Annotated in this window: 13 protein-coding genes; 6 read left to right on the top strand and 7 right to left on the bottom strand. The window is 58.7% G+C overall.

The annotated features are described in order from the left end of the window. Both ACIPLA_RS25190 and rlmF read left to right on the top strand, forming a co-directional pair. A partial coding sequence (locus ACIPLA_RS25190; protein ID WP_401176884.1) for a valine--tRNA ligase occupies window positions 1-2,384 on the top strand: 2,384 nt, incomplete at its 5' end. A gap of 253 nt (window positions 2,385-2,637) precedes the next feature. Next, complete coding sequence (gene rlmF, locus ACIPLA_RS25185; RefSeq protein ID WP_007905515.1) at window positions 2,638-3,660, top strand: 23S rRNA (adenine(1618)-N(6))-methyltransferase RlmF; 1,023 nt, start codon at window positions 2,638-2,640, stop codon at window positions 3,658-3,660. 213 nt (window positions 3,661-3,873) lie between these two features. On the opposite strand, the gene ACIPLA_RS25180 is transcribed toward rlmF, so the two are convergent. Beyond that, a complete protein-coding gene (locus ACIPLA_RS25180) occupies window positions 3,874-4,155 on the bottom strand; it encodes an HU family DNA-binding protein (RefSeq protein WP_007905514.1) in 282 nt (93 codons plus the stop codon). 396 nt (window positions 4,156-4,551) lie between these two features. Here ACIPLA_RS25180 and yejK point away from each other — a divergent pair, with 396 nt between their 5' ends. Then, the gene (gene yejK, locus ACIPLA_RS25175; protein ID WP_007905511.1) at window positions 4,552-5,556 is read left to right on the top strand and encodes a nucleoid-associated protein YejK; all 1,005 of its coding nucleotides are present in this window, start codon (window positions 4,552-4,554) and stop codon (window positions 5,554-5,556) included. Continuing rightward, on the top strand, window positions 5,556-5,906 hold the full coding sequence (locus tag ACIPLA_RS25170; protein ID WP_123494432.1) for a glutaredoxin family protein: 351 nt from the start codon (window positions 5,556-5,558) through the stop codon (window positions 5,904-5,906). Before yejK ends, ACIPLA_RS25170 begins: the two co-directional genes overlap by 1 nt. A 104-nt stretch (window positions 5,907-6,010) precedes the next feature. Here ACIPLA_RS25170 and ACIPLA_RS25165 read toward each other — a convergent pair whose 3' ends face one another. From ACIPLA_RS25165 to ACIPLA_RS25145, 5 genes are all read right to left on the bottom strand, one after another. Further along, a complete protein-coding gene (locus ACIPLA_RS25165) occupies window positions 6,011-6,946 on the bottom strand; it encodes a glutathione S-transferase family protein (protein ID WP_218398940.1) in 936 nt (311 codons plus the stop codon). An 88-nt stretch (window positions 6,947-7,034) separates the two neighbouring features. Beyond that, on the bottom strand, window positions 7,035-7,355 hold the full coding sequence (locus ACIPLA_RS25160; RefSeq protein ID WP_401176878.1) for a GIY-YIG nuclease family protein: 321 nt from the start codon (window positions 7,353-7,355) through the stop codon (window positions 7,035-7,037). A gap of 39 nt (window positions 7,356-7,394) precedes the next feature. Then, entirely contained in the window at window positions 7,395-7,865 is a 471-nt protein-coding gene (locus ACIPLA_RS25155) for a nuclear transport factor 2 family protein (protein ID WP_218398939.1), read from the bottom strand. 113 nt (window positions 7,866-7,978) lie between these two features. Continuing rightward, window positions 7,979-9,295, bottom strand: coding sequence for a CynX/NimT family MFS transporter (locus tag ACIPLA_RS25150; protein ID WP_401176873.1), 1,317 nt, complete (start codon window positions 9,293-9,295; stop codon window positions 7,979-7,981). Then, a complete protein-coding gene (locus tag ACIPLA_RS25145; protein ID WP_218398937.1) occupies window positions 9,285-9,944 on the bottom strand; it encodes a FadR/GntR family transcriptional regulator in 660 nt (219 codons plus the stop codon). The genes ACIPLA_RS25150 and ACIPLA_RS25145 overlap by 11 nt, the downstream gene beginning before the upstream one ends. A 166-nt stretch (window positions 9,945-10,110) precedes the next feature. Between ACIPLA_RS25145 and ACIPLA_RS25140 the strand changes: the two genes are divergently transcribed. Both ACIPLA_RS25140 and ACIPLA_RS25135 read left to right on the top strand, forming a co-directional pair. Further along, window positions 10,111-10,422 carry a type II toxin-antitoxin system MqsR family toxin gene (locus tag ACIPLA_RS25140; protein WP_401176870.1) on the top strand — a complete coding sequence of 104 codons (312 nt, stop codon included), beginning with the start codon at window positions 10,111-10,113 and terminating at the stop codon, window positions 10,420-10,422. Then, window positions 10,419-10,907 carry a type II toxin-antitoxin system MqsA family antitoxin gene (locus ACIPLA_RS25135; RefSeq protein ID WP_218398935.1) on the top strand — a complete coding sequence of 163 codons (489 nt, stop codon included), beginning with the start codon at window positions 10,419-10,421 and terminating at the stop codon, window positions 10,905-10,907. Before ACIPLA_RS25140 ends, ACIPLA_RS25135 begins: the two co-directional genes overlap by 4 nt. Before the next feature lie 65 nt (window positions 10,908-10,972). Here the strand turns inward: ACIPLA_RS25135 and ACIPLA_RS25130 are convergent. After that, window positions 10,973-11,737: amino acid ABC transporter ATP-binding protein (locus tag ACIPLA_RS25130; protein ID WP_401176867.1), on the bottom strand; the 765-nt coding region annotated here is incomplete at its 5' end.

Here is an 11,737-nt window from a genome sequence, read left to right as displayed (position 1 = left end):
TGCGCCTGCACGAAGACGGCCTGATCTACCGCGGCAAGCGTCTGGTCAACTGGGACACCAAGCTGCACACGGCGATTTCCGACCTCGAAGTGGAAAACCACGACGAGAAAGGTTTCCTGTGGAACCTGAAGTACCCGCTGGCCGACGGCGCCAAAACCGCTGAAGGTAATGATAACCTGATCGTCGCGACCACGCGTCCGGAAACCATGCTCGGCGACGCCGCCGTGGCGGTTAACCCGAACGATGAACGCTACAAAGCCCTGATCGGCAAATTTGTCGAGCTGCCGCTGGTTGGCCGCCGCATCCCGATCATCGCCGACGATTACTGCGACCCTGAATTCGGCACCGGTTGCGTGAAAATCACCCCGGCCCACGATTTCAACGACTATGAAGTCGGCAAGCGCCACAACCTGCCGCTGCTGAACATCTTCGACAAGAATGCTGACGTGCTGCCCGCGGCCCAGGTGTTCAACCTCGACGGCAGCGTCAACGAGCAAATCGACGGCACGCTGCCCGCCGAATACGTCGGCCTCAACCGCTTCCAGGCCCGCAAGGAAATCGTGGCCGCCTTCGAAGCCGCCGGCCTGCTGGTCAGCGTCGACGATCACGCCCTGAAAGTGCCAAAAGGCGACCGCTCCGGCACCATCATCGAGCCGTGGCTGACCGACCAGTGGTACGTCTCCACCAAGCCATTGGCCGAGCCGGCCATCGCTGCGGTTGAAGACGGCCGCATTCAGTTCGTGCCAAAACAATACGAAAACATGTACTTCTCGTGGATGCGCGACATCCAGGATTGGTGCATCAGCCGTCAGCTGTGGTGGGGCCATCGGATTCCGGCCTGGTACGACGAGTCGGGCAAGGTCTATGTCGGTCGCGACGAAGCCGAAGTACGCGCCAAGAACAACCTTGGCCCGGACGTTGCGCTGCAACAGGACAACGACGTTCTGGATACCTGGTTCAGTTCGGGCCTGTGGACTTTCTCCACGCTCGGCTGGCCGGAGCAGACCGAATTCCTGAAGAAATTCCACTCCACCGACGTGCTGGTGACCGGTTTCGACATCATTTTCTTCTGGGTTGCCCGGATGATCATGCTCACCATGCACTTGGTGAAAAACGAAGACGGCACGCCGCAGGTTCCGTTCAAGACTGTTTATGTCCACGGTCTGGTACGTGATGGCCAGGGCCAGAAGATGTCCAAGTCCAAGGGCAACGTCCTTGACCCGCTGGACATCATCGACGGTATCGAGCTGGAAGAACTGGTGCAGAAACGCACCTCCGGCATGATGCAGCCGAAACTGGCGAAGAAGATCGAGAAGCAGACCCGCGACGAGTTCGCCGACGGCATCGCCAGCTACGGCACCGACGCCCTGCGCTTCACGTTCTGCTCGCTGGCATCGACTGGTCGCGACATCAAGTTCGACATGGGCCGCGTCGAAGGCTATCGCAACTTCTGCAACAAGATCTGGAACGCTGCGCGCTACGTTCTGGACAAGGGCGAAGACTGCGGCCAGAACGGCGAAGCCTACGAGCTGTCGCTGGCGGATCGCTGGATCATTTCGCAGTTGCAACGCACTGAAGCCGAAGTCACTCGTCAGCTCGATCAGTTCCGTTTCGATCTGGCCGCACAAGCCTTGTACGAGTTCATCTGGAACCAGTATTGCGACTGGTACCTGGAACTCTCCAAGCCTGTGCTGTGGGACGAAAATGCACCGGTCGAACGTCAACGCGGCACCCGCCGCACGCTGGTGCGAGTGCTGGAAGTCGCGCTGCGTCTGGCGCATCCGTTCATGCCGTTCATCACCGAAGAAATCTGGCAGCGCGTCGCGCCGCTGGCCGGTATCGAAGGCAAGACGATCATGCTGCAACCTTGGCCAGTGGCCAACGAAGCACGCATCGATCAGGGCGCCGAAGACGACATCGAATGGCTCAAGGGCCTGATGCTCGGCACGCGTAACATCCGTGGCGAAATGAACATTGGTCCAGGCAAGCCGCTGAATTTGTTCCTGAAAAACGTCAGCGCCGAAGATCAGCGCCGCCTCACCGAGAACGAAGCCTTGCTGAAGAAGCTGGCGCGTCTGGAATCGATCACCGTTCTGAAAGCCGGCGAAGAAGCACCGCTGTCCGCCACCGCGCTGGTTGGCGAGATGGAAGTGCTGGTGCCAATGGCCGGCCTGATCGACAAGGACGCCGAACTGGCTCGCCTGGACAAGGAAATCCTGCGTCTGCAGGGCGAAGTTCAGCGCGTCGGTGGCAAACTGTCCAACGCCGGTTTCGTTGACAAGGCCCCGGCCGAAGTCATCGAGAAGGAACGCGCCAAACTGGCTGAAGCTGAACAGGCTTTGGGCAAGTTGGCCGAGCAGCATGCGCGGATTGCCAGCCTGTAACGGCAAGTCGCAATGAAAACGGGAGGCCCGCAACGGCCTCCCTTTTTCATGCCCGCCCCTTTCCCCCCAAAAACACCAAAAAACCCTTTCTGTAGGAGCGAGGCTTGCCCGCGAAGAACGATGACGCGGTTCAACAGATACACCGCGCTATCCTTCTTCGCGGGCAAGCCTCGCTCCTACGGGATCCACCGCGCGGCCATTGTCTGTGGGACAATACCCGCCACTTTTAGCCATACCCGAATCGACAACGCCCATGAACGCCCCCCGCACACCAAGACCTGCGCGCAAGAAGCCTGACTCCGCTACCCCGGCCAAAGCCGTGGAACCCCGCGAGAAGGCCAGCCTGCACCCGCGCAATCGCCATCAGGGTCGTTACGACTTCCCGGCGCTGATCAAAACCACGCCGGAGCTGGCGAAGTTCGTGATCATCAATCCGTATGGCAAGGAAAGCATCGACTTCGCCAGCCCGGACGCGGTTCGGGTGTTCAACCGGGCGCTGCTCAAGTCATTCTACGGCATCGCCCATTGGGACATCCCGGCCGATTACCTGTGCCCACCGGTGCCGGGCCGTGCTGACTACGTGCACTTCCTGGCTGACCTGCTGGCCAGCGTCAACGACGGTGAAATACCTCGCGGTGCGCCGGTCAAGGTGCTCGATATCGGCATGGGCGCCAACTGCGTCTATCCGCTGATCGGCTACAGCGACTATCGCTGGCACTTCCTCGGCTCGGAAATCGACCCGACGGCCGTGGCCGCCGCCAAAGCCATCGTGCAATCCAACGGGCTGAACAAAGCCATCCAGCTGCGCCAGCAAAGCAATCCCAAGCACATTCTGCTGGGCCTGCTCGAACCCGGCGAACGCTTCGACCTGACCATGTGCAACCCGCCGTTCCACGCCTCGATGGACGAGGCAACCAAGGGCAGCGAGCGTAAATGGCGCGCACTGGGCCGCGCCGACCCGAAACGCAAACTGCCAGTGCTGAACTTTGGCGGTCAATCGGCCGAACTGTGGTGTGAAGGTGGCGAAGCACGCTTTGTGACGCAACTGATCGCCGAGAGTGCGCATTTTCAACACAAAGTGCTTTGGTTCAGCACTCTGGTCTCGAAAGCCTCAAACCTGCCTGCGATCCAGACGGCACTGAAAAAGGCCGGTGTATTGGAAAGCCAGGTCGTGGAAATGTCTCAGGGGCAGAAGCAAAGCCGCTTTGTCGCCTGGACGTTCCAGACTAAAAGCGAGCAGCAGGTCTGGCGTGAACGCTGGGCGCGTAAAAGCTGATTAACTGACCGACGTAGATCAACTGTGGGAGCGGCGGTGCGACGATTCGACTTGCTCGCGAAGGCGGTGTGTCAGTCAACTTCAATGGTGACTGACACACCGCCTTCGCGAGCAAGCCCGCTCCCACATTGGTTTAGCGGTGTTTGTGGTAAATCGCACGCACAAAAAAACCGTGCCCGGATTGCTCCGGAGCACGGTTTTTTCTAACAAGTCTTACTTGTTAACAGCGTCGGTCAGGCCTTTGGCCACAACCAGCTTGATAACTTTCTTGGCAGCGATTTCGATGGCAGCGCCAGTCGAAGGGTTGCGGCCGGTACGGGCAGGACGCTCAGTCACTTTCAGCTTGCCGATACCTGGCAGGGTGATTTCGCCGCCGTTTTCCAGCTGATCAGCAACGATTTGGCCCAGTTGGTCCAGAGCGTTACGCGCGGTGGTTTTTGGCGCGTCGATAGCTTCAGCGATGTCGGCGATCAGTTGGTCTTTAGTAAGAGCCATTGTAGTGTTCCTTCCCTATCAAATTCATATGGATTGCAGAGTGCAGTGTCAGCCATCGAGCCCGATCTTCTGGATCTGGCACCCTCGGCATAACCTCGACGAGTCGGGGTTATAGATACCGAAATCAGGGTTTGGTTCGACCTGACAAATGCTGAATGCACGCTTAACGCAGTGACTTCGCGTAAGACCGGGCAAAACTAGCACAGAGACGGGGAAATATCCGCCTCTAGCTACCCATTTGGTCAGCTTTATTGCTCTAAATCGTGAAAAAGCTGCATAAGGGCCGTCGGGCAGCTTCGAATTGACCTTCGTACCGCGCCAAAACCAGTGGTTGCGGTACACTGGGCGCTTTTTCGGGGGAGCACGCCCTCCTCTCTTCAATCAGCCGAGAAGCCCATGCCGATCCGTCATTGCATCGTCCACCTGATCGACAAAAAACCCGACGGCACACCCGCAGTTCTTCATGCCCGCGATTCCGAACTGGCCGAGTCCAGCGCCATCGAGTACATGCTTGCCGACCTCAACGAGAGCTACAACGCCAAACAAGGCAAGGCCTGGGGTTTCTTCCATGCCGAGTCCGGGGCGCATCCGTTCAGCGGCTGGCTGAAGGAATACCTCGACGGCGGCAAGGACTTCACAGCCTTCAGCCGGGTGGCAGTGGAACATCTGCAAAAGCTGATGGAAGAGTCGAACCTCTCTGTGGGCGGCCACGTGCTGTTTGCGCATTACCAGCAAGGCATGACCGATTACCTGGCCATCGCCCTGCTGCACCACAGCGAAGGCGTGGCAGTGACCGATCAGCTGGACGTGACCCCTTCGCGACACCTGGACCTTGGTCAGTTGCACCTGGCAGCGCGGATCAACGTCTCCGAGTGGCAGAACAACAAGCAATCCAAGCAATACATCTCGTTCATCAAAGGCAAGAATGGCAAAAAGGTTTCGGAGTACTTCCGCGACTTCATCGGCTGCCAGGAAGGCGTCGACGGCCCCGGCGAAACCCGCACCCTGCTCAAGGCTTTCAGTGACTTCGTCGAAAGCGAAGACCTGCCGGAAGAATCCGCACGCGAGAAGACCAAGACCCTGGTGGATTACGCCAGCAGCCAGGCAAAAATGGGCGAGCCCATGGGCCTGGAAGAACTGTCCGGGCTGATCGACGAAGAACGCCCGAAAGCTTTCTACGATCACATCCGCAACAAGGACTACGGCCTGTCACCCGAGATTCCGGCAGATAAACGCACCCTGAACCAGTTCCGCCGCTTCACCGGTCGTGCCGAGGGCTTGTCCATCAGCTTTGAAGCGCATCTGCTGGGCTCGAAGATCGAATACGACGAAGAAGCCGGTACGCTGATCATTAAAGGCCTGCCGACCCAATTGACCGATCAGCTCAAGCGACGCAACTGATGCTCGGCGGTGTATTGAAGAAGTGCCTGCTGATCTTGCTGGTGGTCGTGGTTTACCAGAACTGGGGCAAGATCGAGCGGGTGTTTCACCCCTCGCAGGTGGTGTCCGAGCAGACCCAGGCCAAGGCCAACGTCGTGCTCTACGCCACCGATTGGTGCGGCTACTGCAAGCTGACCCGACGCTTTCTCGACCAGAAAGGCATTCCGTACAAGGAATTCGATATCGAGAAAGATGCCCAGGCGCGCAAGGCCTACGAGGCGCTGGGAGGACGCGGGATTCCGCTGATCGATGTGAACGGCACGTTGATACGCGGGTATGACCCGGACAAGGTTCTTGCTGCATTGAAGTAAATACAAACCTGTAGGAGCGAGGCTTGCCCGCGAAGAACGATAACGCGGTGTATCTGTTGTACCGCGTTATCGTTCTTCGCGGGCAAGCCTCGCTCCTACGGGGTTCAGCGTTTTTCGATTCGGAACCCGAACCGAGGAAAGTGCACATGCACCACGCCGGCCCGCTCATCTTCGCGACGCAAAATCAGCTCTTCGCTACCCGCAAACAGCAACTCTCCCGCCACCGGATCAACACCGTAATCGGTCGCTGCAATCACCACCTGCTGGCCAACCTCGAACCCGTTCGGCTCATCGAACTGCTCATCCGGCAACGCAGCCGGCGTGGCGTTACGCGCGACTTCAAGCGCTTCCTCGGAAGTCATCTCGCTGAACGCGCCATGACCAAACCCCATCACCCGGCCAAACCAGGCCGACACAGCCGGATAAGCATCCACCAACGGGGATGTCACGTGTGTCGCTTTGAGGAACCACAGCGAATGGGCCAGGGCAAAGTCGGCAATCGACGGCTCGCCGAACAGGAAGTCGCCCTGTTCGCGCTGAAGCTGCTGCTCCAGACGCGCCATGATCGTTGGCCACTGATGCCGAGCCTGCTCTGCCGATAACCGTGTGGCGCTGCCACCACTGAACAAGCCGGCGCGATCGGCCAGGAACCCCTTGATCGCTTCCGGCGACAACTTGCCAAAGCGCACCGCCACCGACGCCGGCTGGAACACCAGGCTGACCGCATGCTGGAACACCACTGAATCAACCCATGCCGCGAAGGTCGCGGTGATCATTTCCTGGCCTTCCGGGAAGAACGCCGGCAAGGCTTTTTCCTGCTCCAGACGACGCGCCATCAGCGCCGTGTCGCAATAGACATCAGCACCAATCTGCAATACCGGCGTCTTGCGATAGCCGCCGGTCAGCGCCGTCAGATCGGGTTTCGGCATCACTGGCGAGATGTTCACCGAGCGCCAGGACAGCCCCTTGAAGCCCAGCAGCAAGCGGGCCTTTTCGGCGAAAGGGGACGTCGGGTAGTGATGAAGAATCAACTCGGACATGCTCGGCTCCGCCGCTCGGATAAGGAACCCGCAGCTTAGCGCGCAATCCACAAGCAGCCTACCCATCTGCCTGATGGGCGCTTATCAGTCAGATTGATAAGCCCGCAGCCGCGCTCGCCACCAGACATTCCTTGGCGCTTTTCTTGAGTTTTTTAATCAATCGTTCCTGGCGCAGTGCTTCGCTTTTGTCGCGACAGACTTCGGTGTACACCAGCGCCACGGCCGGGCTGGACAGGAAGAAGCGCGCACCTTTGCCACTTTGGTGGGTGGCGAAACGGCGCACGGGATCGTCACTGATCCCGCAGTAGAGCGAACCATTGGCCGCGCGAACGAGGTAGACGAACCAGGGTTTGCTGACGGGCAGCGGCGGTTCGACGGCAATGACGGAAGATTCGCTCGAGGTGTTCACGTGACGATCAAGGCTTGTAGGAAACAAGCGGCGATCTTATCAGCGACTGGCCTGGAATGCCTTCAGCCCCTTCAAGGCCTGGGCACGAACGGCGTTTTTCACCGCTGGCGTCCAGCCCAACAACAGCCCTTTGAAACCCAGCGCCTGACGCGACCAGCGCCACAGATCAAAGCTGTCGTGATGCTCGCAGATCTTGCCGTCACGAAACACGAAACGCGCCTGGATGTCGTTGACCACGGTATTGCCGGTCTGGCTGAACAGGTAGGTCGCCACCCAATGGGCACCGCCCGTGCGCTCATCGCTGCGCACATTATCGAAGGTCAGGGAGAAGTCCTTGGCCCGGGTGGTGAGCATGCGCCACATGTCGCCGGCGTCGCGCCCATGCAGTTCACCAAACGCCGGATCACTGAACACTACGTCCTCGGTGTAGCAGGCGCTCATGGCCTCGGCATCCAGCCGCTGGAAGGCTTGGTAGAACCGGGTGATCAAGGCGTTGTGGGCGTCACTCATGGGCAGGCTCTCCGGGTTGCAAAGTGGCATCGAAAGATTGCCTGCACGATAGTCAACAAATGCGCGGAACACTATCGGCATTCGTGGCCCGAATACCGACAGTGCGCAGAACGTCAGACTCTCTCGCTTTGAACCTGAACGTACAGCGAACGTCCGGCACCGAGGCCGGCGATGATCGCGCCGAGGCCGATAACGCCGAAGATCCAGCCCACGGCACTCCAGCCGCCGGTCCAGTCATGCACTACACCGACCGCGAACGGCCCCATGGACGCCAGGGTGTAGCCGAAGCCCTGGGCCATGCTCGACAGGTTGGCCGCGACATGGGCGTCCCGCGAACGCAGCACGATCAGGGTCAACGCCAGGCTGAACGTAGCGCCCTGCCCCAACCCCAGCAGGATCGCCCAGCCCCACAGGCCATCGATCGGTGCATAGAGGCAACCGAACAAACCGCCGAGGGTCATTGCCATGACGATCACGATCGCCGGCCGCTGATCCTTGCCACGGGTCGCCAGCCAGGGTGCTGCCAGCGAGCTGATCAACTGGACAATCACCGAACCCGACAACACCAGACCGGCCTGGGTTGGCGTCAGACCGCGGCCGATCAGAATCGACGGCAGCCAGCCAAACACGATGTAGGCCAAAGACGATTGCAGGCCCATGTACAAGGTCACTTGCCAGGCCAGCGGATCACGCAACAGCCCTCGGACCCGATAGGCAACATGATGCGCGCCGTGTTTCTGACCGACTTGCGGCAACCAGAAAATCGCCGCGACCAACGCTGGAACCACCCAGAAACCGAGACCCAAGGCCCAGCTCTTGTCGAAATGCTCGCTCAACGGCACCGTCGCCCCAGCCGCCATGGCCGCGCCCAGGCACAGCGCCATGGTGTAGACGCCGGTCATGGTGCCGGCCTGTTTCGGGAAATCGCGTTTAACAATGCCGGGCAGCAGCACGCCGATCACCCCGATACTGGCGCCGGCCAGCACGCTACCGGCGAACAGGCCGACCTCGCCGAACGAACTGCGCAACATGATCCCGCCGGCCAGCATCAGAAGAATTCCCAACACCACCCGTTCGGCACCAAAACGCCGCGCCAGCACTGGCGCCAAGGGTGCGAACAGACCGAGGCAAAGTACCGGCAAGGTTGTCAGCAACCCGGCCTGGGCAGCCGAGAGCCCCAGCGTCTTCGAGATCTCGCTGAGCATCGGCGCCATGCTCGACAATGCCGGACGCAGGTTCAGCGCCACCAGAATCAGGCCGAGCAACAGCAGCCATGGCCGCTGAAGGACCGGGTGAGTTTGCTGAGCCTGTTCGTCATCAGCCTCGGCGTCGATCAACAGCTCTTCGAGCTCCGCCGTACGCTTGAGCTCAATGATGCTGCTGTTACTGGCCTGCTGGGTGGACATGGGGTTCTCGGTTTCAAGGTTCATTGATCAACTGCCTCGACAAGGCTTTTGCCCGTTCCGGGTCGCGTTGCTCGACGGCATCGAGCAGTTCGATATGAAGGTCGAACACCGCTTGGCGTCGAGGTGAGATGTTCAAGGTCTGGCGCAAGTGCGCGCCGACGATGCTGGAGAAATAGCGATACAGCTCGCTGAGTGTCGGGTTGTGCGCCGCATCCACCAGTCGACGGTGAAATACCAGATCGCAAGCAATGTAGGTGTCGAGATCGCCGTGGTAGTGACTGCCGCTGACGCCCAGCGCTTCACGCAACGCCACCAGGTCTTCATCGGTGCGACGTAATGCAGCCAGACCAATGGCTTCGACTTCCAGAATGTGCCGGGTTTCCCTGGCCTGCTCCTGCGAACAACGGGACAACGCCCTCATCGTGTCCAAAGGATCAACCACCGCCCGCAAATAGCTACCGTCGCCCTGACGAATCTCAATCAACCCGGAAAACGCCAGTACACGCATGGCTTCGCGCACGGTGTTGCGGCTGATGCCCAGCTCAGTCGCCAGTTCCGGCTCGGTAGGCAAGCGCTGGCCGACCGTCCAGATGCCTTGGTTAATGCGCAGGCGTAACTGATCCAGGGCCTGATCGACCAGGGATCGTTTAATTAACGGAGAAATGTCTGACATAGAATTCGCCCTTTCATCCAATCATAGGATGAATTTTCTGACATGTTAGTCAGCTTCGTGTAGGACGGCAACCGCCTACGGTCAGAGAGAGGGAATGGAGCGGGATTTTCGATTGGTCAAAATTACCCTTTAAGGGTAATTTCAGGGATAGGGTTCACGGTTTCTTATGGAAAAGAACACACCCCACTACGCCTTGTCAGTCGTCAAGGATGAGCTCAGAAGGCAAGGAGCCAAAGTGTTTACTCAAGTCGCATTGAGGTCCGGCAAGCGCATGGGATTGAACCTGCGAGATATGGAGTTAGTCATTTGCTCGCTGGAACGCCGGATGCTCTATAAGTCGATGACGTGCTACACCGATCACCGAAGCTGGCAGGACGTTTACCACACTACATTTCAGGAAATGGAGCTCTACATCAAAGTGACCTACTGCCCCAAAGGTGGGCCCCCGGTGATCTCTTTCAAGGAGCGGAACGTATGAATACGCGGCAATGCATGAGTTGTGGCACTCAACACGCCATGCAACATTTCGAAGGTCGCAGCCTCAGTGTCGACTACAAGAACGTATCACGCTGGGTGCACGATATTGCAGGCTGGGAGTGCAAGGTCTGCGGTGAAATCATTTTCGATAATGATACTGACAGCGCCGAGCGCTACTCCGACGCTGGCGATAAACTGCTCGAAGACTGCTTTCAAATCATGGGCACCGAGATGAAGCGTATCCGCCGCAAAATGCATCTCACGCAGAAGGAAGCAGTGAAGTTGCTTTCCGGCGCTGGTCACAATGCGTTCTCACGATACGAGCGCGGCGAACTTCCCCCACCTCAAGCTTTGTTCACGCTAATGCGCCTGTTGGATCGTCATCCGCATTTACTTGCTGAAATACAAGCAATGAACGAAGGCACTGACTTGAGGCGATTGCTCGCTGCACGATTCCCGGAACAGGAAACAACACTGGCGTCCTGACTTCGAAATCCAGACAAAAATAAACCCGGAACACTGTCCGGGTTTATTTCACTGCCAAGCGCCAATCAATGCAGAATCTGGCTCAAGAACAGCTTCGTGCGCTCATTCTGCGGGTTGTCGAAGAAGTCGTTTGGCGCAGCCTGTTCGACGATTTCACCTTTGTCCATGAAGATCACGCGATTGGCCACGGTACGGGCGAAGCCCATTTCGTGGGTTACGCAAAGCATGGTCATGCCGTCTTCGGCCAAGCCGATCATGGTGTCCAGAACTTCTTTCACCATCTCTGGGTCGAGTGCCGAAGTCGGTTCGTCGAACAGCATGATTTTTGGTTTCATGCACAGGGCACGGGCAATCGCCACACGCTGTTGCTGACCGCCAGACAGTTGCCCCGGGTATTTATGCGCCTGCTCCGGAATGCGTACGCGCTCCAGGTAATGCATGGCGATTTCCTCGGCCTTGCGCTTGGGCATCTTGCGTACCCACATCGGCGCCAGGGTGCAGTTCTGCAGGATGGTCAAGTGCGGGAACAGGTTGAAGTGCTGGAACACCATGCAGACTTCACGGCGGATCGCTTCGATCTGCTTGAGGTCGTTGGTCAGCTCCACGCCATCGACCACGATGCGACCCTGCTGGTGTTCTTCCAGTCGGTTGAGGCAACGGATGGTGGTGGATTTGCCGGAACCCGATGGGCCGCATAAGACGATGCGCTCGCCCTGCTTGACGTTCAGGTTGATGTCTTTCAACACGTGGAACTGGCCGTACCACTTGTTCACGCCCTGCATCTGAATAATGCCTTCAGGGCTCACAGGCTGTTTGATCCCATCACACAT

The sequence above is a fragment of the Pseudomonas sp. NPDC086112 genome (assembly GCF_044746425.1).
GTDB lineage: Bacteria > Pseudomonadota > Gammaproteobacteria > Pseudomonadales > Pseudomonadaceae > Aquipseudomonas.
The sequence above is the reverse complement of the archived record's forward strand: the minus strand, read 5'-3'. Positions and strand labels throughout refer to the sequence as shown.